Below are 21,961 nucleotides of genomic sequence, written 5' to 3' on the forward strand. Positions count from 1 at the left end.
CTGTGGTCCTGTGGTCAAGAATGGCGAGATCAAAATCGCCACCGTGATGTCGGTGACCTTGTCGACCGACCATCGCGCTGTCGATGGCGCGCTCGGCGCCGAACTTCTGGTCGCCTTCAAGCGGCTGATCGAGAACCCGATGGGCATGCTGGTCTAGGAAAGGAAAAGGCTCGTGCGGAAATTCTTCACCAGCCTTTTCGCCTTTTTCATTTCCTGGTTTGCCGGCGGTTTGGTCGCGCTCGGACTGGCCATCGCAACCGATGCGCAGGAAGAATACATTCTGGTGTTCATGGCGTCCGCGCTTGTCACCATCGTCGTGACGATCGTGTTTTTCGTCGCGCAGTTCTTTTCGAATGCACCCGCGATCATCGACTGGCTGGCCCTTTGCACCATTGTCCTGTTCGTGCTTGTCGGGCTCGGCCTGATCGGCTGGACGTTCTCGCAGCCGGTCGACAAGCGCCAGTGGGGAAGTGACCTTCCAATCGTCGCCGGCCTGGTCTTGCCAAACCTGGCCACGGTGCTGGTTCACTGGCTGTTCGTACGCTGGCGGGTGGGACGCGGATTGATGAATGCACAGGTGAACGCATGAAGACGGTGCTTTGCTACGGCGACTCGCTGACCTGGGGTTACAACGCCGAAGGCGGGCGCCATGCGCTGCAGGATCGCTGGCCAAGCGTTCTGCAGGCGGGTCTAGGCGGTGGCGTCCAGGTCATCGCCGATGGCCTGAATGGCCGCACCACGGCCTTCGACGATCATCTGGCAGGTGCCGATCGCAACGGTGCGCGGCTGTTGCCGACGGTGCTGACGACGCATGCACCGATCGATCTGATCGTCATCATGCTCGGTGCCAACGACATGAAGCCTTGGATCCACGGCAATCCGGTCGCGGCTAAGCAAGGCATCCAACGGTTGATCGACATCGTGCGTGGTCATGACTATCCGTTCGACTGGCCGGCGCCACAGATACTCATTGTCTCGCCGCCCGTTGTAAGCCGCACCGAAAATGCCGACTTCAGGGAAATGTTTGCCGGCGGCGATGAGGCGTCGAAGCAGCTCGCCCCACAATATGCGGCGCTCGCCGACGAAGTCGGCTGCGGCTTCTTCGACGCCGGCACGGTGGCGCAAACCACACCGCTCGACGGCGTCCATCTCGATGCCGAAAACACGCGAAACATCGGCAAGGCGCTGACATCGGTCGTGCGCGTCATGCTGGAATTGTGACTGAAGGAGAAAATCCGTGGCTGAGAACTACGACGTCATCATCATCGGCTCCGGCCCCGGCGGCTATGTCACGGCGGTACGTTCCGCCCAGCTCGGCTTCAAGACGGCCATCGTCGAGCGCGAACATCTCGGCGGCATCTGCCTCAACTGGGGCTGTATACCGACCAAGGCACTGCTGCGTTCGGCCGAGATCATGCACTATTCCGATCATCTGAAGGACTATGGCCTGAAGCTCGACGGCAAGGTCAGCGTCGACACGTCGGCCGTCGTCGACCGCTCGCGCAAAGTCTCGCTGCGGCTCAATGGCGGCGTTGCCTTCCTGATGAAGAAGAACAAGGTCGACGTCATCTGGGGCGAAGCCAAGCTGTCGAAGCCGGGTGAGGTCATCGTCTCCAAGACGGCCAAGAAGCCGATGGAGCCACAGCCGCCGGTGCCGAAGGGCGTCAAGGGCGAGGGCACCTACACAGCCAAGCACATCATCCTGGCGACCGGCGCCCGCCCGCGCGCGCTGCCCGGCATCGAGCCGGACGGCAAGCTCATCTGGACCTATTTCGAGGCCATGGTGCCGAAGGAGATGCCGAAATCGCTGCTGGTGATGGGCTCGGGCGCCATCGGCATCGAATTCGCCTCGTTCTATCGCACCATGGGCGCCGAGGTGACGGTGGTCGAACTGTTGCCGGCGGTGATGCCGGTCGAGGACGCCGAGGTCTCGAAATTCGCGCAAAAGCAGTTCGAGAAGCAAGGCATGAAGATCATCCTCGAAGCTAAGGTGACCAAGGTCGAGAAGGGCGCCAACTCGGTCACCGCGCATGTCGAGATGAAGGACGGCAAGGTTGAGAAGATCACCGCCGACCGCATGATCTCAGCCGTTGGTGTCCAGGGCAATATCGAGAATCTCGGCCTTGAGGCGCTCGGCGTGAAGACGGATCGCGGCTGCGTCGTCGTCGACGGTTACGGCAAGACCAATGTGCCGGGCATCTACGCCATCGGCGATGTCGCCGGCCCGCCCATGCTTGCCCACAAGGCCGAGCATGAGGGCGTCGTGTGCGTCGAGAAGATCGCCAATTTCCCCGGCGTGCATGCCATCGACAAGCTCAAGATCCCTGGCTGCACCTACTGCAATCCGCAGGTCGCCTCCGTCGGCCTGACGGAAGCCAAGGCCAAGGCCGAAGGCAAGGATATCCGCGTCGGCCGCTTCCAGTTCGCCGCCAACGGCAAGGCGATCGCGCTTGGCGAGGACCAGGGCTTCATCAAGACCATCTTCGACAAGAAGACCGGTCAGCTGCTCGGCGCCCACATGGTCGGCGCCGAGGTGACCGAACTGATCCAGGGCTTTGTCGTGGCGATGAACTTGGAGACGACCGAGGAAGAGCTGATGCACACCATCTTCCCACATCCGACGCTGTCGGAGATGATGAAGGAGAGCGTGCTCGACGCCTATGGCCGCGCCTTGAACGCATGATAGATTCGCAGCAGGAGACTCAGCCGCGAAAGCCGCCGGAACTCGGCGGCAAGGCAGTTCGTTTTCGCATGCATTTTTACGCGCGCAAGGAGAAGGCATATGCACTTGAACGGCGTGGGCTGGATCGCAGCCATCATCATCGGCGGCCTGGCAGGCTGGTTCGCCGAAATGGTCATGAAGAGCAACACCGGCATTTTCATGAACATTATCATGGGTATCGTTGGCGCGGTCGTGTTGAACGCCATCCTGCAGGCCCTCAATTTCGGCCCGTTCGGCGTTGGCTGGACCGCCTATCTGATCACCGGCTTCATCGGTGCCTGCCTGCTGATTTGGGTCGGTCGCCTGGTGCGCCGCTAGTCGGTACCGTTCCCGGCTATGCGAAAACGGTTGTAGCGGCATGCGCCGCTGCAGCCTTTTTCTTTGTGCTGAAAAGTCCTAGATGACGATAAAGTGACGATCGCCGACGGGCGGTCGCGAGAAAAGCCAGGGTTCAGATGGTTACTGTCCTCGACACGATCGCCAACGCACCACGGCTGCGGCACCCCGAGAAGGCGCACAAGCCCGACCAGGAGGTGTTGCGCAAGCCCGACTGGATTCGCGTCAAGGCGCCGGTCTCCAAGGGCTATGCCGAGACGCGCGAGATCGTGAAATCGCACAAGCTGGTGACGGTCTGCGAAGAGGCTGGTTGCCCCAACATCGGCGAGTGTTGGGAAAAGAAGCACGCCACCTTCATGATCATGGGCGAGATCTGCACGCGCGCCTGCGCTTTCTGCAATGTCGCCACCGGCATCCCGACCGCGCTCGATCCCGATGAGCCGGCGCGCGTCGCGCATGCCGTCAAGCAGATGGGGCTGAGCCACGTCGTCATCACCTCCGTCGACCGCGACGATCTTGCCGATGGCGGTGCGCAGCACTTTGCCGATGTCATTCGCGCAATCCGCGCGGCAACGCCGTCGACCACGATCGAAATCCTGACGCCGGATTTCCTGCGCAAGGACGGCGCCCTGGAGATCGTGGTGGCGGCCAAGCCCGACGTCTTCAACCACAATCTCGAAACCGTGCCGTCAAACTATCTGAAGGTTCGGCCGGGCGCTCGCTATTTCCACTCGATCCGGCTGTTGCAGCGGGTCAAGGAACTCGACCCGTCGATCTTTACCAAGTCCGGCATCATGGTCGGCCTGGGCGAGGAGCGAAATGAAATCCTGCAGCTGATGGACGATCTGCGCACGGCCAATGTCGACTTCATGACCATCGGCCAGTATCTGCAGCCGTCGAAGAAGCACCATCCGGTGATCCGCTTCGTCACGCCCGAAGAGTTCCAGTCCTTCGAGACGATCGGCCGGACCAAGGGTTTCCTGCTGGTGGCATCGAGCCCGCTGACGCGCTCATCGCACCATGCCGGCGACGATTTCGCCCGGCTGCGCGCGGCGCGGGAAGCACAGCTTCAGAAGTCGGTCTAGCGCTGGTTGAATGCCGAAATTCGAAGCCACCCGCCGCGTCGCCCATACGCCGCAACAGATGTTTGCGCTGGTAGCCGATGTCGAGGCCTATCCGCAATTCCTGCCGCTTTGCGAAGCGCTGACGGTGCGCTCGCGCAAGGAGCGTGACGGACGTACCGTTCTCCTGGCGGACATGAGCATCGGCTACAAGGCGATCCGCGAGACCTTCACGACGCAGGTGCTTTTGAAGCCCGACGAGAACGCCATCGACGTGAAATATATCGATGGCCCGTTCAAATACCTGAGCAATGTCTGGCGTTTCGAGCCCGATGGCGCCGGCTGCGCCGTCCGCTTCTTCATCGACTATGAATTCAAGAGCCGCATTCTGGGCGCGCTGATGGGCACGATGTTCGACCGCGCCTTCCGCATGTTCGCCGAGGCTTTCGAAAAGCGTGCCGACGTCATCTATGGGGTTGCGCCGGCATGACGCTATCGTAGTGAGTCCATGCCTTATCCAAGCGCGCGCAGGCCGAGTTGCAGCGCATGTCTCACCGTCTCGTGGCGGATGAATTCGCGGCCCTTGTGGCCAAACAGCTGGCGCTCGGCGACAACCGGCTGGCCGGCCAGGGCAAGGCCGAACCAGACGAGACCGACCGGCTTGTCGGCCGAACCTCCGCTTGGGCCGGCAATGCCGGTAACGGCAAGAGAAAGGCTCGCGCGCGAATGCGCCAGCGCGCCGGCCGCCATCTCCAGGACCGTTTCGCGCGAAACAGCTCCATGCGCGTCGAGCGTTTCGGCGGAAACGCCGAGCATGTCCATCTTGGCTTCGTTGGAATAGGTGATGAAGCCGCGGTCCACCACCGCCGAGGAGCCTGCAATGTCGGTGAGCGCGGCAATGATCATGCCGCCGGTGCAGCTTTCCGCCGTCGCCAGCATGATGCCACGTTGCTGGCAGGCCAGCAGCAGGGAGTTTGCGAGTTCGGCGTTGCTCATTCCGGCACCTCGCCGGGAAACACCACGCTGGCAGTGGCGATCGCCGCAATGCCTTCTTCGCGACCGACAAAGCCGAGTTTTTCGTTGGTTGTCGCCTTGATCGAGATGCGGTCGGCGGAAATCCCCAGCATTTGCGACAGGGCCGCCGTCATCGCCTCGCGATGTGGGCCGACGCGCGGCGCCTCGCAGATCAGCGTGATGTCGGCATTGGCGATGCGTCCGCCGCGCTCGCGCACCACTTTCGCCGCGTGTTCGACGAAGATCCGCGACGCTGCACCTTTCCACTGCGGCTCGGACGGCGGAAAATGCGTGCCGATGTCGCCGGCGCCGCAGGTCGCAAGCAGCGCGTCGGTCAAGGCGTGCAGCCCGACATCGGCATCGGAATGTCCGGATAGTTTCTTGTCATGCGGAATCGCGACGCCGCACAGTGTAACGTGATCGCCGGGCTCAAAGGCGTGGACGTCGTAGCCGTTGCCGGTGCGGATGTCGGGGAAATGTGTGCGTTCGCTGGAAAGCCGCTGGTGCGCCATGGCGATGTCCCGTGCCCAGGTGAGTTTGACATTGTCCGGCGAGCCCGGAACGAGCTTGACTGGAATCTGCGCCCATTCGGCGATGGCCGCATCATCGGTGAAGTCCAGCCTGCCTAGTTGATAGGCCTTGTCGTGTGCGGCAAGGATCGGCCCGTAGGGAAAACCTTGCGGCGTTTGCGCCGCGTGCAGCCCGCTGCGGGAAACGGTTTCCGCGACCACGCCGGCGGCCGACTCGCGCTTCAAGGTGTCGGCGATGGGCAGGGCGGGCAACGCCCCCTCGTTCTTGCCGATGGCGGCGATGGTGCGATCGATCAACTCCGCATCGACGAACGGGCGGACGGCGTCGTGAATCAGAACCTGGCCCGGCGCGTGGTCCTTCAGCGCAAGCAGCCCGAGCCGAACGGACTCCTGCCTGGTCGGTCCGCCAATGATGGCAGTGACGCGCTCAGCCTGGCCGCCCGCCGCTTGCCGGAACAATTCGTGGTCGTCGGCGTGGATGGCGACGACGATCCGGCCGGTTCGCGGATGGGCCAGAAACATCTCCAGCGTGTGCGCAATGACAGCGCGGCCGCCAATATTCTGGTACTGCTTGGGTCCGTTGGCCTGCCCGGCACGAGCGCCGCGGCCGGCGGCGACGATCACCACCGCAACCTCACCTGTCGCGCTCGAGTTTTCACTTCCGTCAGTCATGGCGATTGGCTTAGCGCACGATCCCCAAAAGTGTAATTGGTTTTCCGAAAAGATCGTGCGTCAAATATGAACTCCAAAGCCTCCTTCACACGCCATGAAGGACGCGCGGCGCCTTGTCACGGCAAATCCCTAAGGGTCCGGAATTTTCCCAATTGCGCCTCAATGTGACGTCATTCCGCGTTGCACATTGCGGCTGATATGGCTAGAGAATGTGCAACGAATGGACGTGCTTGGTTTTTGTGCATGGTTAACTCAACCAGATTGGCCGCGCCTTTGAACGTCGGCGGCGTGGAAATCCGCAATCGCGTATTCCTCGCGCCGATGTCAGGCATCACCGACGAGCCTTTCCGGCGGCGCGCCCATGCGCATGGCGCGGGCCTGGTTGTATCCGAAATGGTGGCAAGCGGCGAACTCGCCAAGGGAAGAGCCGGCTTCGATCTGCGCATACGTCATTCGGGCCTGCCCGTCCATATGGTGCAGCTAGCCGGCCGCGAGGCGGCATACATGGCCGAAGGCGCGCGGATCGCCGCGGGCGAGGGCGCTGACATCATCGACATCAACATGGGCTGTCCGGCCAAGAAGGTCACCGGTGGTTATGCCGGCTCGGCATTGATGCTGGATCTCGACCATGCGCTGTCGCTGATCGAGGCCGTGGTCGGCGCGGTCAAGGTGCCGGTGACGGTCAAGATGCGGCTCGGCTGGGATGAAGGCGCGCTCAATGCGCCAATCCTCGCGCGCCGGGCCGAGCAGGCGGGCGTCAAGATGGTGACGGTGCATGGCCGCACGCGCTGCCAGTTCTACCAGGGCAAGGCCGACTGGCGCGCCATCGCTCGCGTCAAGGAAGTTGTGTCCATTCCGGTCGTTGCCAATGGCGATGTCTGTTCCCCGGCCGAGGCAGCCGCCATTCTCGACCAATCGGGCGCTGATGCGGTGATGGTCGGGCGCGCGCATTACGGCGTGCCCTGGATCGCCGGTGGCATCGCGGCAGCGGCGGCGGGCCAAACGGCGGCCAACGTGCCGCAGACTGCCGCGGCTCTGGCCGACTATATCGTTGGCCACTACGAGGACATGCTGGCGCTTTATGGCGTCGAGAGCGGTTTGCGCCAGGCGCGCAAACATCTGGGCTGGTATCTCGATCGCCATGCTGTTGGCGTCGCCGACGACCATCGAAAGGCCATCCTGACGACGTTCGATCCGGCTCGCGTCATTACCTTGCTGCGCAATGTGTTTTCGCGCGATCCGCAACCCTTGAGCCTGCGGAGCGCCGCATGAACGCCACCGCTGGCCAGGGAACTGAAATGGCGGATGCCGCCCAGATCGTCCTCAACACCATCCGCCGCCCGGTGATCATGATCAGCGAGGACGGGTTCATCACCTTCGCCAATGCCGATGCCGAGGACTTCTTTCGCTCCAGCGCGACCATGCTGGCGCGCAACACGCTGTCCAAGCTCGTCCCCTTCGGCAGCCCGCTGCTGACCCTGGTCGATCAGGTGCGCGAGCGCCGGGCTCCGGTCAACGAGTATCGGGTCGATGTGTCGTCGCCACGCCTCGGCATCGAGAAGGTCGTCGATCTCTATGTCGCACCAGTGTCGGAATTCCCGGGCTCCGTCGTGGTCATGTTCCAGGAACGGTCGATGGCCGACAAGATCGACCGGCAGATGACGCATCGCGGTGCCGCACGCTCTGTGACAGGCCTTGCAGCGATGCTCGCCCACGAGATCAAGAACCCGCTCTCCGGCATCCGCGGCGCAGCCCAACTGCTCGAACTGTCCGCCTCCGACGAAGACCGCGCACTGACCCGGCTGATCACCGACGAGACGGACCGCATCGTCTCGCTGGTCGATCGCATGGAGGTGTTTTCCGACGAGCGGCCGATCGATCGCTACCCCGTCAACATCCATGTCGTACTTGACCATGTGAAGGCGATCGCAAAGAACGGTTTTGCGAAGAAAATCAGGATATTGGAGGACTATGATCCATCATTGCCTCCGGTATTCGCCAATCGCGACCAGCTGATCCAGGTGTTCCTGAACCTGGTCAAGAACGCCGCCGAGGCAATCGGCAGCGACCCGCATGGCGAGATCGTGCTGTCGACCGCATTCCGGCCGGGCATCCGCGTTTCGGTTCCAGGCACGCAGGACCGCGTGTCGCTGCCGCTCGAGTTCTGCGTGCGCGACAATGGCTCCGGTGTCTCGGAGGATATCCTGCCGATCCTGTTCGATCCCTTCATCACCACCAAGCCGAACGGCTCGGGGCTGGGGTTGGCGCTGGTCGCGAAGATCGTCGGCGAGCATGGCGGCATCATCGAATGCGAATCGACCCCGCGCGGGACCACCTTTCGCATCCTGATGCCGGCCTGGAAGGAAACGCCGTTCGGCGCTGAAGAAGACGGTGAAGGAGACCGCAAATGACCGTTCGCGGCAATATTCTCGTCGCCGATGACGATGCGGCGATCCGCACCGTGCTCAACCAGGCTCTCTCGCGCGTCGGCCACGAGGTGCGCGTCACGTCCAACGCCTCGACCTTGTGGCGCTGGGTGGCGGCGGGCGAGGGCGACCTTGTCATCACCGACGTGGTGATGCCGGACGAGAACGCCTTCGACATGCTGCCGCGCATCAAGAAGGCGCGGCCGGAGCTGCCCGTCATCGTCATGAGCGCCCAGAACACGTTCATGACCGCAATCCGTGCATCCGAGACCGGCGCCTATGAATATCTGCCGAAACCGTTCGACCTGACCGAACTGCTCAACATCGTCAACCGGGCGCTGTCGGAGCCCCGCCGGCCGAAGATCGATGCGCGGCCCGATGAACAGCCCGAAACGATGCCGCTGGTCGGCCGCTCGGCGGCCATGCAGGACATCTACCGCATGCTGGCGCGCATGATGCAGACCGACCTGACGGTGATGATCTCGGGCGAATCCGGCACCGGCAAGGAACTGGTGGCGCGCGCGCTGCATGAATATGGCCGCCGTCGCGGCGGACCGTTCGTCGCCATCAACATGGCGGCGATTCCGCGCGACCTGATCGAATCGGAACTGTTCGGCCACGAGAAGGGGGCTTTCACCGGTGCCCAGAACCGCTCCACCGGCCGCTTCGAGCAGGCAGAGGGCGGCACGCTGTTCCTCGACGAGATCGGCGACATGCCGATGGAGGCGCAGACGCGCCTGCTGCGTGTCCTGCAGCAGGGCGAATACACGACGGTCGGCGGCCGCACGCCGATCAAAACGGATGTGCGCATCGTCGCCGCCACCAACAAGGATCTGCGCACCTTGATCAACCAGGGACTGTTCCGCGAGGATCTATTCTATCGTCTCAACGTCGTTCCGCTGAGGCTGCCGGCGCTGCGTGAGCGCTCCGAGGACGTGCCCGATCTCGTGCGCCACTTCTTCAAGCTCGGCGAGATGGAAGGGCTGCAGACCAAGCGTATTTCGTCCGGCGGCATCGAACTGATGAAACGCTACCCGTGGCCGGGCAATGTGCGCGAACTGGAAAACCTGGTTCGCCGGCTGGCCGCGCTCTATTCACAGGATGAGATCTCCGCCGAAATCATCGAGGCGGAGCTGAAGACCGGCGAGCGCCCCGTGGTGCCCGGCGGCGGCAACCTCATTCCCGACGACCTCTCCATCGGCCAGGCGGTCGAGCATTTCCTGCAGCGCTATTTCGCCTCGTTTGCCGGCGAATTGCCGCCCGCCGGGCTTTACCAGCGCATCCTGTCCGAAGTCGAATATCCGCTGGTCCTGGCCTCGATGACGGCAACCCGCGGCAACCAGATCAAGGCCGCGGAGCTGCTGGGGCTCAACCGCAACACGCTGCGCAAGAAGATTCGCGAACTGGGCGTCAACGTCTATAAATCGTCGCGGCCGGGCTGAGCGCTGATCTGACGCACTCTTTTCAGGGGACTGAGCGGCGAAAGATTTCCGCCATTGTCACACTTGTTGCATAATCGCCACAATGCGTTGCATAGATCGGACGCAATCATTGGCTCCCAGACGGCGACATGGCTCCGCAGGCACCTGTACTCAACCAACCGCTATTCAGCGAACCCGGCGCGCGCGACGGTCGCCGCTTGCTGGCATTGCCCGGCGTGGTGGCGGTTGTCGGCGCTCTGGTCATGGCGGCCATTTCGTTCACCATCCTGGTCGGCGCGACGCCGATCGCGCCTGACGCCAGGACGACCTGGGCGCTGATCGCGCTCAACGCCGCTTTCGTGCTGTTCCTGATGGCGCTGGTCGGGCGCGAGGTCCATCGCATCGTCATGGCGCGCCGGCACGGCAAGGCGGCCTCGCGCCTGCATGTGCGCATCGTTGCCATGTTCGCGCTGGTTGCCGCCATTCCCGCCATCATGGTGGCCATCATCGCCTCGATCACGCTCGATATCGGCCTTGATCGCTGGTTCGAGATCCGCACCAAGACGATCGTCAATTCCTCGCTGTCGATCGCCGATGCCTATGTCCAGGAAAATGCCCGCAACTTGCAGGGCACGACGCTGTCGATGGCCTATGATCTCGACGCGTCGCGAACACTCTACGGCCTTGATCGCACAGGCTTTCTCGACCTCTTGAACAAGGAGGCGGTGGGCCGGTCGCTGGCCCATGCGGCGCTGATCAAGCCCGACGGTTCGTTCGTCATGAGCGCGCAGACCGATGCCGATTTCGCCATGCCGGAACCGCCGGAAGGCGCAGTCAGCAGCGCCACCGATGGCAAACCGGTGCTGATAGAGCCGCGCACCCGCAACATCATGGGCGCCATCGTCAAGCTGCGCGAGATCGAGGGCCTCTACCTCTACACCATCCGCCTTGTCGATCCCGAGGTGATCAAGGCGAGGCAGATCGTCAGATCCAACACCGACGAGTATCGCAATCTCGAAGACAACAGGCGCACCTCGCAAGTGGCCTTCGCACTGCCCTATCTGTCGCTGACCCTGATCATCATCCTGTCGGCGATCTGGACCGGCATCGCGGTCGCCGACCGTCTCGTGCGGCCGATTCGCCAGCTCATTGGCGCTGCCGACGAGGTCGCGACAGGCAATCTAGACGTCGCGGTTCCGGTCAGGCCTTCCGACGGCGACGTCGCCTCGCTGGGCGACACCTTCAACAAGATGCTGCTGGAGCTCAAATCGCAACGCAACGAGATCCTGTCGGCAAAGGACCTGATCGACGAACGGCGGCGCTTTTCCGAAGCCGTGCTTGCCGGTGTTACCGCCGGCGTCATCGGCGTCGATCCCTACGGCATCGTCACCATCGTCAACCGTTCGGCCGAATCGATGCTGGCCATCTCCGCCAGTGCTGCACTCGGACAGAACCTTTCCGCCATTCTGCCGCATGTTGGCCGTGTCTTCGAGATCGGCCGCCAGTCGGGCAAGCCCGTCTACCGAGAGCAGGTGACGTTTTTCCGCGCCGGCACGGAGCGCACATTCAACGTGCAGATCACCGTCGAGGGGGGCGATGACGGCTCGGAGGAGAAATCCTACGTCGTGACCGTCGACGACATCACCGATCTGGTCCAGGCGCAGCGTTCTTCCGCCTGGGCCGATGTGGCGCGCCGCATCGCCCACGAGATCAAGAACCCGCTGACGCCGATCCAGCTTTCGGCCGAGCGCATCAAGCGCCGCTATGGCAAGGTCATCACCGAGGACCGTGAGGTTTTCGACCAATGCACCGACACCATTATCCGGCAGGTCGAGGACATAGGCCGCATGGTGGACGAATTCTCCGCCTTCGCGCGCATGCCCAAGCCCGAGATGAAGGCCATCGATCTGCGCGAATCGCTGCGTGAGGCGTCCTTCCTGGTCGAGGTCAGCCGCGCCGACATCACCTTCGAGCGGATTTTCGGTAACGAACCGCTCAAGGGCACGTTCGACAGTCGCCTTTTGGCGCAAGCTTTCGGCAATGTGATCAAGAACGCCGCCGAGGCGATCGACGGACTGGAACAAAAGGACGGTTCGCACGGCATAATCCGGATTCAAGCCGGTCGTCAGAATGGCGCGATTCGAATCGACGTCATCGACAATGGCAAAGGCCTGCCGCGGGAGAATCGCCAACGGTTGCTCGAGCCCTATATGACCACGCGCGAGAAGGGCACCGGGCTTGGTCTCGCTATCGTCAAGAAGATCGTGGAGGACCATGGCGGCAGGCTGGAACTTCATGATGCGCCTGCGGATTTCCATGGCGGCCGCGGGGCGATGATCAGCATCATACTGCCGCCCGCGGCCGTCACGCCGTTGCGCGAAGGCAAGTCGGAACACGAGAGAGAAACTGAAAAGGTCGATAATGGCGTCTGATATTCTCATCGTCGATGACGAGGAAGACATCCGCGAGCTCGTCGCAGGCATACTGAGCGACGAAGGTCACGAAACCCGTACGGCATTTGACGCCGACAGCGCGTTGGCGGCCATTGCCGACCGGGCGCCGAGGTTGATTTTCCTCGACATCTGGCTGCAGGGCTCTCGCTTGGACGGCCTGGCGCTACTCGACGAGATCAAGACCATGCATCCCACTTTGCCCGTGGTGATGATCTCCGGCCACGGCAACATCGAAACGGCGGTCTCGGCCATCCGCCGTGGCGCCTATGACTTCATCGAGAAGCCGTTCAAGGCCGACAGGCTGATTCTCATCGCCGAGCGTGCGCTGGAAACCTCGAAGTTGCGACGCGAGGTTTCCGACCTCAAGCAGCGCAGCGGCGAGACCTTCGACCTGATCGGCATGTCGTCGGCCATGAGCCAGCTGCGCCAGACCATCGAGCGCGTCGCACCGACCAACAGCCGTGTCATGATCATCGGCCCGTCCGGATCAGGCAAGGAACTGGCGGCGCGCGCCATTCATACGCTGTCGGCCCGCAAGGGCGCGCCGTTCGTGACGCTGAGCGCTGCCAACATCACGCCCGAGCGCATGGAGATCGAACTGTTCGGCACCGAATCGAACGGTGTCGAGCGCAAGGTCGGCGCGCTGGAGGAGGCCCATCGCGGCATCCTCTACATCGACGAAGTGGCCGACATGCCGCGCGAGACGCAGAACAAGATCCTGCGCGTGCTGGTCGAGCAGCAGTTCGAGCGTGTAGGGGGCACCAAGCGGGTCAAGGTCGATGTCCGCATCATCTCCTCGACCTCGCAGAACCTGGAAGCCATGATTGCCGACGGGCGTTTCCGCGAGGATCTCTACCATCGCCTGGCGGTGGTTCCGGTGATGGTGCCGGGGCTGGCCGAGCGGCGCGAGGATATTCCCTATCTCGTCGACAATTTCATGAAGCAGATCGCCCGCCAGGCCGGCATCAAGCCGCGCCGTATCGGCGACGATGCGCTTGCCGTTCTGCAGGCGCACAATTGGCCGGGCAACGTGCGCCAGCTGCGCAACAATGTCGAACGCCTGATGATCCTGGCGCGCGGCGACGACGTCGATGCGCCGATCACCGCGGACCTTCTGCCGTCCGAGATTGGCGATGTCATGCCGCGAACGCCGAATCAGTCCGACCAGCACATCATGGCGCTGCCGCTGCGCGAAGCGCGTGAACAGTTCGAGAAGGATTATCTGATCGCCCAGATCAACCGCTTTGGCGGCAACATCTCCAAGACCGCCGAGTTCATCGGGATGGAGCGCTCGGCTCTGCACCGCAAACTGAAGTCGCTGGGCGTCTGACGCGCGGACCTGTGCTGAACCGCGCGTGGTCCAAGCATTTGCCGGTTACGGCGGCGGCGGAATCGCATAAGAAAGCCCGAGAATTTTCCAGGGGTCGCCAATGCCGCGCATTGCCTTTGTCAACGGGCGCTACGTCGCCCACGCGGACGCTTCCGTGCATATCGAGGATCGCGGCTATCAGTTCGCCGATGGCGTCTATGAGGTCTGCGAGGTGGCACGCGGCTTCATCGTCGACATGCCGCGCCATCTTGCCCGGCTCAACCGCTCGCTGACCGAATTGTCGATCGCGTGGCCGGTGGCGCGTAACGTGCTGCCGCTCATCCTGCGCGAAGTGGTCAACCGCAACCATGTCGTCAATGGGCTGGTCTATGTGCAGGTAACGCGCGGTGTCGCCAGCCGCGAGTTTGTTTTCCCGTCGGCGGACACCAAGCCGTCTTTGGTGGTCACTGCTAGAAAGGCCGATCCGGCGGCTGGAGCAAAGCGAGCAGAGACCGGTATCGCGGTCATCACCGTGCCAGAAAACCGCTGGGACCGGGTCGATATCAAGACCGTCGGACTGCTGCCCAATGTATTGGCCAAGCAAAAAGCCAAGGAGGCCGGTGCTCAGGAGGCATGGTTCGTCGACACCGACGGCAACGTCAAGGAAGGCGGCTCGTCGAACGCCTGGATCGTCACCAAGGACGGCGTCCTGGTTACGAGGCCAGCGGATCACGGCATCCTGCGCGGCATCACCCGCACGACCATGTTCGAAGTTGCGGCAAAGCTCGGCCTGAAGATCGAAGAGCGCGGTTTTTCCGTCGCCGAGGCCAAGGCGGCGCGCGAGGCGTTCATCAGTTCGGCTACGACGATTGCCATGCCGGTCGTGGCCATTGACGGCGATCCTGTGGCCAATGGGCATCCCGGCTCAGTGACACTTTCGTTACGGCAGGCCTTTTTTGACATTGCGGAAAAAAGTCCAGCCTGATAACCGCACAGGTGGAATGAACATCAATATATCTCGTTCTGCTTGTCGTTACTGACGACAAGACGGTGTTTGCGCGCTTGACATGTGCCCGACAATTTGGCGCATTGGCTTGCAAACCGAAGGGGATCGGCGAAAGACAAGAACAATGGCGGAACGATCGCAAAACCTTCAGGACCTGTTCCTGAATTCAGTTCGCAAGAGCAAGAACCCGCTCACCATCTTCCTCATCAACGGCGTGAAGCTGACCGGTGTGGTTACTTCGTTCGACAATTTCTGTGTGCTGCTGCGCCGCGACGGTCACTCTCAGCTCGTCTACAAGCACGCCATTTCCACGATCATGCCGAGCCAGCCGGTTCAGATGTTCGATGGCGAGGAAAGCCAGGGCGCCTGATTGGCACGCGAGAAGGACGCGGACGGCACGGTTCGCGGAAAACCAGCGCATCATCCCGGGACGGAAGCCAAGGGGCCGACCCGGGCTGTCGTCATTGTGCCCGTGCTTACCCGCCAGCCGCGCGGCGACGACGACACCAACCGCCCTCGGTTGACGCGCTCGGCGGACGCTCGCCATGACGAGGCGGTCGGCCTTGCGCGCGCCATCAATCTCGACCCTGTCCATACGGCTGTCGTGACGGTCAACGATCCGCGTCCAGCGACCTTGCTCGGCAGCGGCAAGGTTGAAGAGTTCGCCGAGATCGTCAAGGAAAACGACGCCGAGCTGGTCATCGTCGACCATCCGCTGACCCCGGTGCAGCAGCGCAATCTCGAGAAGGAACTGCATGCCAAGGTTCTGGACCGCACCGGCCTGATTCTCGAGATCTTTGGCGAGCGCGCCCGCACCAAGGAAGGCACGCTGCAGGTCGAGCTTGCCCATCTCAACTACCAGAAGGGCCGCCTGGTCCGCAGCTGGACCCACCTTGAACGCCAGCGCGGTGGCGCCGGCTTCCTCGGCGGCCCCGGCGAAACCCAGATCGAATCCGACCGGCGGCAGTTGCAGGAAAAGATCATCAAGCTGAAGCACGAGCTGGAAACGGTGCGTCGCACCCGCGACCTGCACCGCGCCAAGCGCAAGAAGGTGCCGTTCCCGGTGGTGGCGATCGTCGGCTACACCAATGCCGGCAAGTCTACCCTGTTCAACCGGCTGACCGGCGCGGACGTGCTGGCGCAGGATATGTTGTTCGCCACGCTCGACCCGACGCTGCGCCGCGTGCGCCTGCCGCATGGCACGCCGATCATCCTGTCGGACACGGTCGGTTTCATCTCCGACCTGCCGACGCATCTGATCGCGGCTTTTCGCGCGACGCTGGAAGAGGTGGTCGAAGCCGATCTCGTCATCCATCTGCGCGACATTTCCGATCCCGACACGGCGGCACAGGCCGAGGACGTCGAGCGCATCCTGGCCGACCTCGGTGTCGACGCCAGTGATGCCAAGCGTGTGATCGAGGTCTGGAACAAGGTCGATCTGCTGGACGAAGGCAACAGGAGCCGTCTGCTTGCCGATGCCGCCGACGGCAGCAAGGGTCCGCCGATCGCCATATCGGCGGTGACCGGCGAGGGCATCGATGCGCTGAAGGCGGTTATCGAAACGCGCATGGCTGGCGAGCTCGAAGACCTTACGGTGACGATCGAGCCGGCGCAGTTCGGCCTTGTCGATTGGCTGTATCGCAATGGCGATATCGTTTCGCGCACCGACAATGAAGACGGCAGCGCCACCATCTCGCTCAAGGCCACGCAAAGCGCCCGCGAAGAGATTGAAAGCCGATTGCGCCGTAAAAACAACGGCTAGGACGGAGAAATTGCAGGAAAAGCGTATAACGCTTTTCCGTCCTGATTGCCGGCCTATAGGGCCCTACGTCGCGCTCTTCGCTTCCTGCCAGAGCGCTTCCATCTCGTCCAGGGTGGCCTTCTCCAGCGTGTTGCCGGACTTCTCCAGGGCCTGCTCGACATAGTGGAAGCGTGACCGGAATTTTTCGTTGGTGCCGCTCAACGCGGCTTCCGAATCGAGCTTGAGATGACGGCCGAGATTGACGACGGCGAACAGCATGTCGCCGAACTCGTCCTTGATCGAGGCCGTCTCGCCCTTCGCCAGAGCCTCGCGCAATTCGCCGATCTCCTCCTCGATCTTGTCGAGGATGGGGGCTGCCTCGCTCCAGTCGAAGCCGACGCGGGCAGCCTTCTCCTGAAGTTTCAGCGCCCGTGTCAAAGCGGGCAGGGCGACCGGAACACTGTCCAGAAATCCCTTGCCATTGTCTTCGGGGTCGAGGCCGCGCGCGACACGGGCTTGCCGCTTCTCCGCCTTCTCCTGCGCCTTGATCTTCTCCCACATGCCCTTGGCCATGCCGGCGCCGCGGGCTTCCTCGTCGCCGAAGACATGCGGGTGGCGCCGGATCATCTTGGTGGTGATGGCCTGGACGACATCCGGGAAGGCGAATTCACCCGCTTCCTCGGCCATTTGCGCGTGGTAGACGACCTGCAGCAGGAGGTCGCCGAGTTCATCCCGCAGATCACCGAGGTCACCGCGCGCGATGGCGTCCGCCACCTCGTAGGCTTCCTCGATCGTATAGGGCGCGATGGTCGAGAAATCCTGCTCGATGTCCCAGGGGCAGCCGGTCTTCGGCGCACGCAGCGCCGCCATGATCTCGATCAGGCGCGAAATGTCTTTGGATGGCGTCATGCGGCGGATGCTATCCTGCGACCCGACGCGCGGCCAACGCTGTCAGCCTGCAAGGGGGCCTTGTCCACAGCTGAGCCGCCTCAGTCGAGCACGGAGATGATCGCCTTGGCGAGGTCGTCCATGCCGTCCTCTGGCAAACCGGCGACATTGATGCGGCTATCGCCGACCATGTAGACGCCGTACTCGGCACGCAACCGCTCGACTTGCGCTTCCGTGAGACCAAGCCGCGAGAACATGCCGCGATGGCTGGCGACGAAGTCGAAGCGGTCGGAGTTGGACTGCCGGCGCAGCGCCTCGGCGAAAGCCACGCGAAGCCTGAGCATGCGTAGGCGCATCTCTTCCAGTTCGGCTTCCCAGTCGGCGCGCAGGCTTGCGTCTTCCAGCACGATGCGCACCGCCGCGGCACCATGGTCCGGCGGCATCGAATACATGGCACGTGCCGCCGACAGCATCTGGCTCATCGCCACGTCGGCCTGCGCGCTGTCCCTGGCCAGGATCATCGCCGCGCCGACACGGTCGCGGTAGACGGCGAAATTCTTCGAGCAGCTCGAGGCAACGACCATCTCCGGTACTTTCGCCGCCAACAGGCGCAGGCCAATAGCGTCGGCCTCGAGGCCGTCGCCAAAGCCCTGGTAGGCGATGTCGACGAATGGCAGCAGGCCGCGTTCGACGACCAGATCGGTGACGGCCTGCCACTGCGCCGCGTCGAGGTTGGCGCCAGTCGGGTTGTGGCAGCAGCCATGCAGCAGCACCACGTCGCCGTTCTTGGCCGTCAGCAACGCCGCCAGCATGTCGTCGAAACGAACAGCACCAGAGGTCGCATCGAAATAGGGGTATTCGCGGATCTGCAGGCCGGCGGCGCGCATCACCGGCATATGGTTCGGCCAGGTCGGGTCCGACAGCCAGATCGTGGCGTCCGAACGGGTCCGCTTGAGCAGCTCCGCCACCAGGCGAAGCGCACCGGAGCCGCCAGGCGCCTGTGCCGCCCGGATGCGCGTCATGTCCGCGCCCGGCCCGAAGGCGAGCTTGGCCATCACCGCGTTGAACCCGGTGTCGCCGGCGAGCCCGAGATAGGTCTTGGTGTCCTGGCTGTTCAGCAGCCGCTTTTCAGCCTCACGAACGGCGCGCATCACCGGCGTCTTGCCGTCGCGATCCTTGTAGACGCCGACCCCGAGGTCGACTTTGTTGGGTCGCGGATCGGCGCGATAGAGGCCGATCAGGGCCAGGATCTTGTCGGCGGGAGCTGGCTGCAGTTCTTCGAACATCGCTATGGTTCCGTTGGCGCGGCGGAGTGATACGCAAATAGAGCGCACTTCGCCAGCGGTTTAATTACGCAAAACGGAGGGCGGCACCCAGGGGCGCGGCCTTTCGAAACGATAGCAGCTATTCTAATTGCAGCGTATGCGTCGCTTCGAAAGCGGCTCAAGGAATGACTGCCTCATGCTCGTACGGCTGACGATGATCTGCAACGGCGCCACGGCCGCGACCCGGCGGGGGTCGTTTCCGCTCGATGAGCCGCTGGAGCCGCGCTCGCTGGCGCTGGCGAAGGCGATGCGCGGGACGCTGCGCCGCGCCGACCGCGTGTGGACAGCGCCCGCGCTTCGCGCCCGCCAGACCGCCGAGGCGCTATCGCTGGACGCATCGGTCGAACCGCTCCTGGCGGATCAGGGCTATGGAAGCTGGGCCGGTATGCGTTTTGAGGACCTGCAGGCGGAGCAGCCCGAGGGCATCGCTGCCTGGCTATCAGACCCCAACACGGCGACGCGTGGTGGCGAGTCGCTGGCTGACGTTGCCCGCCGGGCTTCCGAGTTGATGGACCGGTTGATGGCCAAGCCTGGCCACACAATCGCGCTGACCCATGCCAGCGTCATCCGCACCGCGATCGTGCATGTTCTGGGTGCTCCGCTTGCGGCCTGTTGGAAGATCGATATCGAGCCGCTGAGCATCACCGATTTTCGCAGCGACGGCCGCAGATGGGTGTTGCGCGCCTGCGGTGTAGCCGCGCCCAAATCCGCAACAACGCTTCGCCCTTGAGAGCCAGGCAGGGCGAGGGGATCGCAAACGCGATCCCCCGGCGAAACCACCGGGCATAAGAAAAAAGGCGCGGCTGGGATTAAAATCCCCACATGCTCCGTAAACAGGGCATGAAACGGTCGATGCCACGCTTTGACATCATAGGACAGCTCGGATCGCTGCGGCGCTATGCGCAGTCGCTGACGCGCGACAGCGCGGATGCCGAGGATCTCGTGCATGACGCGCTGGTGCGCGCCTATGAGCGGCGCGGCACCTTCCGCTCCGGCGGAAACCTACGGGCCTGGCTGCTGTCCATCGTCCACAACGCGTTCATCGACCGCGTGCGTTCGCGCCGATCGGAAGCCGTGCGCATCGAACAGGCCGGATACCTCGCCGATGCCGCCACGCCGGCGCCGCAGGAACATTCGGTGCGCCTGGCGCAGGTGCGGGACGCCTTTTTCAACCTGCCGGAAGAGCAGCGCTCGGCGCTGCATCTGGTCGCCATCGAAGGGCTTTCCTACCAGCAGGCGGCCAGTGCCACCGGCGTGCCGCTGGGCACGCTGATGTCGCGCATCGGCAGGGCGCGCGCCGCCCTTCGCCAGATGGAAGACGCCGCCCCGGTGCGCGGAAAAAATCATCTCAAGATCGTGGGAGGTGAGCCATGAGCGCTCTTGTCGACCCGGTGACCGACGCCGACCTCGACGCTTATGTCGACGACCAGCTGGATGTCACCCGCCGCATCGAGGTCGAAGCCTTCCTGTCGACTCGCCCGGAGGCCGCCGCGCGCGTCATGTCGGATCTGCGGACCCGCGATGAGCTGCGCGTGGCGCTTGCCGGCTCCAAGGGCATGGCCCGGCCGGCGACCGCTGACGCGGCGCGGCGGCTGGAGAGGGGGCTTGTCCGTGGCCGCATCTTCGGCGTGCTGCAGCGCGCCGCTGCGGTTGCTGCCTTCGTTGCCGCCGGCTGGCTGGCAAACGGCATCATCGGGCCGATGTCGGTGACCAAGGTCGTCGCGTCGCCGCAGCCGCCCGCCTATGTCGACGAGGCCGTGCGGGCACACAGGACGACGCTGGTGCGCGAGACCATGCCCTCGCAGCCGGAAGCGCCCAATTACAGTGCCGGCGAGATCCGTGCTGCGACCGCGATCGTCATGCCGTCGCTGCCAAAGGACTGGAAGGTGCGCGACGTGCAGATCTATCCGTCGCGCTTCGGCCCGAGCGTCGAGGTGGCTGTCGACACCAAGGATATGGGCCTGGTGTCGCTGTTTGCGATCCGGCCGGGAACCTTCGACGTGGTCAAGCCGACCGTCGCGCCGTCGGGCGACATTTCCTCGGCCTATTTCCAGATCGGCGAGGTCGCCTATGCGGTGGTCGCGAGAAGCGGGGTTCATGACCTCGACCGCGCCGCCGAGACGCTCGCCAAAACGCTTTACTGATCGACCCACGCTTTACTGACCGATCCACAAAGGAGACTGCAAATGAACACGCCCAATCTGGGATATCGCGTCGGCACCGGCGCCCAGGCCGGAGCCGTCTTTGACGAGGGCCTGCGTCAGCACATGCTGCGCGTCTACAACTATATGGGCCTCGGCCTGGTGGTCACCGGCCTGGTCGCCTTCCTGGTGTCGTCGACGCCGGCGCTCTACGTGCCGATCTTCTCCAGCCCGCTGAAATGGGTGGTGATGCTGGCGCCGCTCGCCTTCGTCATGCTGTTTTCGTTCAAGATGCAGACCATGTCGGCGGCCAGCGCTCAGGCAATGTTCTGGGCCTTCTGCGCGGTGATGGGCCTGTCGCTCGCCTCCGTGTTCCTGGTCTTCACCGGCACCAGCATCGCGCGCACCTTCTTCATCGCCGCCACCATGTTCGGCGCCACCAGTCTCTACGGCTATACGACCAGGCGCGACCTGACCCAGTTCTCGTCTTTCCTGATCATGGGCCTGATCGGCGTGGTGATCGCCAGCATCGTCAACATCTTCCTCGGCTCGACCGCGCTGCAGTTCGCCATTTCGGTGATCGGTATCGCCATCTTCATCGGGCTAACCGCCTGGGACACGCAGACGATCAAGGAACAATATGCCGAGAATTTCGACGCGGAATCGCGCCAGAAGCTGGCTGTTTTCGGTGCTTTCTCGCTCTACCTGAACTTCATCAACATCTTCCAATTGCTGCTGAACTTCACGGGCGAGCGGGAGTAACGACTGTCCGCTGTGGGCAAGGGCGGGGTTCTCGCCCTTGATGCGGAGAGGTGGCCGGAGGAGAAATCCTCCGGCCACAATTCGTTCCTGCAAGACCCGTCTATGCCTTGAGTCCCCAGGAGCTTTTGTTAGTCTGCCGCCGCAGCGGCCTTCA

Annotated in this window: 23 protein-coding genes; 19 read left to right on the forward strand and 4 right to left on the reverse strand. The window is 63.2% G+C overall.

The window, feature by feature from the left end:
• From AB4Z43_RS32730 to AB4Z43_RS32760, 7 genes are all read left to right on the forward strand, one after another.
• Positions 1-157: 2-oxo acid dehydrogenase subunit E2 (locus tag AB4Z43_RS32730; protein WP_441940905.1), on the forward strand; the 157-nt coding region annotated here is incomplete at its 5' end.
• A 15-nt stretch (positions 158-172) separates the two neighbouring features.
• A complete protein-coding gene (locus tag AB4Z43_RS32735; protein WP_441940839.1) occupies positions 173-589 on the forward strand; it encodes a hypothetical protein in 417 nt (138 codons plus the stop codon).
• The gene (locus tag AB4Z43_RS32740) at positions 586-1,221 is read left to right on the forward strand and encodes an SGNH/GDSL hydrolase family protein (protein ID WP_441940841.1); all 636 of its coding nucleotides are present in this window, start codon (positions 586-588) and stop codon (positions 1,219-1,221) included. Before AB4Z43_RS32735 ends, AB4Z43_RS32740 begins: the two co-directional genes overlap by 4 nt.
• Before the next feature lie 16 nt (positions 1,222-1,237).
• On the forward strand, positions 1,238-2,683 hold the full coding sequence (gene lpdA, locus AB4Z43_RS32745) for a dihydrolipoyl dehydrogenase (protein ID WP_064982421.1): 1,446 nt from the start codon (positions 1,238-1,240) through the stop codon (positions 2,681-2,683).
• A gap of 99 nt (positions 2,684-2,782) precedes the next feature.
• A complete protein-coding gene (locus tag AB4Z43_RS32750; protein WP_019858028.1) occupies positions 2,783-3,040 on the forward strand; it encodes a GlsB/YeaQ/YmgE family stress response membrane protein in 258 nt (85 codons plus the stop codon).
• Between the two features lie 137 nt (positions 3,041-3,177).
• Positions 3,178-4,143, forward strand: coding sequence for a lipoyl synthase (gene lipA, locus AB4Z43_RS32755; RefSeq protein ID WP_064982419.1), 966 nt, complete (start codon positions 3,178-3,180; stop codon positions 4,141-4,143).
• A gap of 10 nt (positions 4,144-4,153) precedes the next feature.
• Positions 4,154-4,609 carry a type II toxin-antitoxin system RatA family toxin gene (locus AB4Z43_RS32760; protein ID WP_019858030.1) on the forward strand — a complete coding sequence of 152 codons (456 nt, stop codon included), beginning with the start codon at positions 4,154-4,156 and terminating at the stop codon, positions 4,607-4,609.
• Between the two features lie 23 nt (positions 4,610-4,632).
• Here AB4Z43_RS32760 and AB4Z43_RS32765 read toward each other — a convergent pair whose 3' ends face one another.
• Positions 4,633-5,115, reverse strand: a complete 483-nt coding sequence (locus AB4Z43_RS32765; RefSeq protein WP_441940844.1) for a CinA family protein — start codon at positions 5,113-5,115, stop codon at positions 4,633-4,635.
• The gene (locus AB4Z43_RS32770; protein ID WP_441940846.1) at positions 5,112-6,335 is read right to left on the reverse strand and encodes a bifunctional 2-C-methyl-D-erythritol 4-phosphate cytidylyltransferase/2-C-methyl-D-erythritol 2,4-cyclodiphosphate synthase; all 1,224 of its coding nucleotides are present in this window, start codon (positions 6,333-6,335) and stop codon (positions 5,112-5,114) included. Before AB4Z43_RS32770 ends, AB4Z43_RS32765 begins: the two co-directional genes overlap by 4 nt.
• Positions 6,336-6,578: 243 nt before the next feature.
• Between AB4Z43_RS32770 and dusB the strand changes: the two genes are divergently transcribed.
• The 8 genes from dusB (at position 6,579) to hflX (ending at position 16,712) form a co-directional block, all read left to right on the forward strand.
• A complete protein-coding gene (dusB, locus tag AB4Z43_RS32775; protein WP_441940848.1) occupies positions 6,579-7,607 on the forward strand; it encodes a tRNA dihydrouridine synthase DusB in 1,029 nt (342 codons plus the stop codon).
• On the forward strand, positions 7,604-8,746 hold the full coding sequence (locus tag AB4Z43_RS32780) for a two-component system sensor histidine kinase NtrB (RefSeq protein ID WP_019858033.1): 1,143 nt from the start codon (positions 7,604-7,606) through the stop codon (positions 8,744-8,746). Before dusB ends, AB4Z43_RS32780 begins: the two co-directional genes overlap by 4 nt.
• A complete protein-coding gene (ntrC, locus tag AB4Z43_RS32785; protein WP_019858034.1) occupies positions 8,743-10,203 on the forward strand; it encodes a nitrogen regulation protein NR(I) in 1,461 nt (486 codons plus the stop codon). The genes AB4Z43_RS32780 and ntrC overlap by 4 nt, the downstream gene beginning before the upstream one ends.
• A 128-nt stretch (positions 10,204-10,331) precedes the next feature.
• Positions 10,332-12,614, forward strand: coding sequence for an ATP-binding protein (locus AB4Z43_RS32790; RefSeq protein ID WP_441940851.1), 2,283 nt, complete (start codon positions 10,332-10,334; stop codon positions 12,612-12,614).
• Positions 12,604-13,965: a nitrogen assimilation response regulator NtrX gene (gene ntrX, locus AB4Z43_RS32795; protein ID WP_010909346.1), complete on the forward strand. Its 1,362-nt coding sequence runs from the start codon at positions 12,604-12,606 to the stop codon at positions 13,963-13,965. Before AB4Z43_RS32790 ends, ntrX begins: the two co-directional genes overlap by 11 nt.
• Positions 13,966-14,065: 100 nt before the next feature.
• Positions 14,066-14,929, forward strand: a complete 864-nt coding sequence (locus AB4Z43_RS32800; RefSeq protein WP_441940853.1) for a D-amino-acid transaminase — start codon at positions 14,066-14,068, stop codon at positions 14,927-14,929.
• Between the two features lie 145 nt (positions 14,930-15,074).
• Entirely contained in the window at positions 15,075-15,320 is a 246-nt protein-coding gene (gene hfq, locus AB4Z43_RS32805) for an RNA chaperone Hfq (RefSeq protein ID WP_006202172.1), read from the forward strand.
• The gene (hflX, locus tag AB4Z43_RS32810) at positions 15,321-16,712 is read left to right on the forward strand and encodes a GTPase HflX (protein WP_064982413.1); all 1,392 of its coding nucleotides are present in this window, start codon (positions 15,321-15,323) and stop codon (positions 16,710-16,712) included.
• A gap of 63 nt (positions 16,713-16,775) precedes the next feature.
• Here the strand turns inward: hflX and mazG are convergent, their stop codons facing one another.
• Together mazG and AB4Z43_RS32820 are read right to left on the reverse strand one after the other, a co-directional pair.
• Positions 16,776-17,600: a nucleoside triphosphate pyrophosphohydrolase gene (gene mazG, locus AB4Z43_RS32815; RefSeq protein ID WP_019858038.1), complete on the reverse strand. Its 825-nt coding sequence runs from the start codon at positions 17,598-17,600 to the stop codon at positions 16,776-16,778.
• A gap of 80 nt (positions 17,601-17,680) precedes the next feature.
• Positions 17,681-18,865, reverse strand: coding sequence for an amino acid aminotransferase (locus AB4Z43_RS32820; protein WP_441940856.1), 1,185 nt, complete (start codon positions 18,863-18,865; stop codon positions 17,681-17,683).
• 175 nt (positions 18,866-19,040) lie between these two features.
• On the opposite strand from AB4Z43_RS32820, the gene AB4Z43_RS32825 reads away from it, so the two are divergent.
• The 4 genes from AB4Z43_RS32825 (at position 19,041) to AB4Z43_RS32840 (ending at position 21,807) form a co-directional block, all read left to right on the forward strand.
• Positions 19,041-19,634 (forward strand): histidine phosphatase family protein, encoded by a 594-nt coding sequence (locus AB4Z43_RS32825; protein WP_441940858.1) that lies wholly within the window; start codon positions 19,041-19,043, stop codon positions 19,632-19,634.
• 110 nt (positions 19,635-19,744) lie between these two features.
• On the forward strand, positions 19,745-20,278 hold the full coding sequence (locus tag AB4Z43_RS32830) for a sigma-70 family RNA polymerase sigma factor (protein ID WP_441940907.1): 534 nt from the start codon (positions 19,745-19,747) through the stop codon (positions 20,276-20,278).
• Entirely contained in the window at positions 20,275-21,048 is a 774-nt protein-coding gene (locus AB4Z43_RS32835) for an anti-sigma factor family protein (RefSeq protein ID WP_019858042.1), read from the forward strand. Before AB4Z43_RS32830 ends, AB4Z43_RS32835 begins: the two co-directional genes overlap by 4 nt.
• Before the next feature lie 42 nt (positions 21,049-21,090).
• Complete coding sequence (locus AB4Z43_RS32840) at positions 21,091-21,807, forward strand: Bax inhibitor-1/YccA family protein (RefSeq protein WP_019858043.1); 717 nt, start codon at positions 21,091-21,093, stop codon at positions 21,805-21,807.
• The last annotated feature ends 154 nt before the right edge of the window (positions 21,808-21,961 follow it).

It is taken from the genome of Mesorhizobium sp. 2RAF45, from assembly GCF_052115225.1.
In the GTDB taxonomy this organism is placed as follows: Bacteria; Pseudomonadota; Alphaproteobacteria; order Rhizobiales; family Rhizobiaceae; genus Mesorhizobium; species Mesorhizobium jarvisii.

What these genes read in the sequence shown, in the direction of transcription:
- AB4Z43_RS32740 (WP_441940841.1), top strand. Translation starts at nt 586, where the DNA reads ATGAAGACGGTGCTTTGCTACGGCGACTCGCTGACCTGGGGTTACAAC.
- AB4Z43_RS32750 (WP_019858028.1), top strand. Translation starts at nt 2,783, where the DNA reads ATGCACTTGAACGGCGTGGGCTGGATCGCAGCCATCATCATCGGCGGC.
- lipA (WP_064982419.1), top strand. Translation starts at nt 3,178, where the DNA reads ATGGTTACTGTCCTCGACACGATCGCCAACGCACCACGGCTGCGGCAC.
- AB4Z43_RS32760 (WP_019858030.1), top strand. Translation starts at nt 4,154, where the DNA reads ATGCCGAAATTCGAAGCCACCCGCCGCGTCGCCCATACGCCGCAACAG.
- AB4Z43_RS32765 (WP_441940844.1), bottom strand. Translation starts at nt 5,115, where the DNA reads ATGAGCAACGCCGAACTCGCAAACTCCCTGCTGCTGGCCTGCCAGCAA.
- AB4Z43_RS32770 (WP_441940846.1), bottom strand. Translation starts at nt 6,335, where the DNA reads ATGACTGACGGAAGTGAAAACTCGAGCGCGACAGGTGAGGTTGCGGTG.
- dusB (WP_441940848.1), top strand. Translation starts at nt 6,579, where the DNA reads ATGGTTAACTCAACCAGATTGGCCGCGCCTTTGAACGTCGGCGGCGTG.
- AB4Z43_RS32780 (WP_019858033.1), top strand. Translation starts at nt 7,604, where the DNA reads ATGAACGCCACCGCTGGCCAGGGAACTGAAATGGCGGATGCCGCCCAG.
- ntrC (WP_019858034.1), top strand. Translation starts at nt 8,743, where the DNA reads ATGACCGTTCGCGGCAATATTCTCGTCGCCGATGACGATGCGGCGATC.
- AB4Z43_RS32790 (WP_441940851.1), top strand. Translation starts at nt 10,332, where the DNA reads ATGGCTCCGCAGGCACCTGTACTCAACCAACCGCTATTCAGCGAACCC.
- ntrX (WP_010909346.1), top strand. Translation starts at nt 12,604, where the DNA reads ATGGCGTCTGATATTCTCATCGTCGATGACGAGGAAGACATCCGCGAG.
- AB4Z43_RS32800 (WP_441940853.1), top strand. Translation starts at nt 14,066, where the DNA reads ATGCCGCGCATTGCCTTTGTCAACGGGCGCTACGTCGCCCACGCGGAC.
- hfq (WP_006202172.1), top strand. Translation starts at nt 15,075, where the DNA reads ATGGCGGAACGATCGCAAAACCTTCAGGACCTGTTCCTGAATTCAGTT.
- mazG (WP_019858038.1), bottom strand. Translation starts at nt 17,600, where the DNA reads ATGACGCCATCCAAAGACATTTCGCGCCTGATCGAGATCATGGCGGCG.
- AB4Z43_RS32820 (WP_441940856.1), bottom strand. Translation starts at nt 18,865, where the DNA reads ATGTTCGAAGAACTGCAGCCAGCTCCCGCCGACAAGATCCTGGCCCTG.
- AB4Z43_RS32825 (WP_441940858.1), top strand. Translation starts at nt 19,041, where the DNA reads ATGCTCGTACGGCTGACGATGATCTGCAACGGCGCCACGGCCGCGACC.
- AB4Z43_RS32830 (WP_441940907.1), top strand. Translation starts at nt 19,745, where the DNA reads ATGAAACGGTCGATGCCACGCTTTGACATCATAGGACAGCTCGGATCG.
- AB4Z43_RS32835 (WP_019858042.1), top strand. Translation starts at nt 20,275, where the DNA reads ATGAGCGCTCTTGTCGACCCGGTGACCGACGCCGACCTCGACGCTTAT.
- AB4Z43_RS32840 (WP_019858043.1), top strand. Translation starts at nt 21,091, where the DNA reads ATGAACACGCCCAATCTGGGATATCGCGTCGGCACCGGCGCCCAGGCC.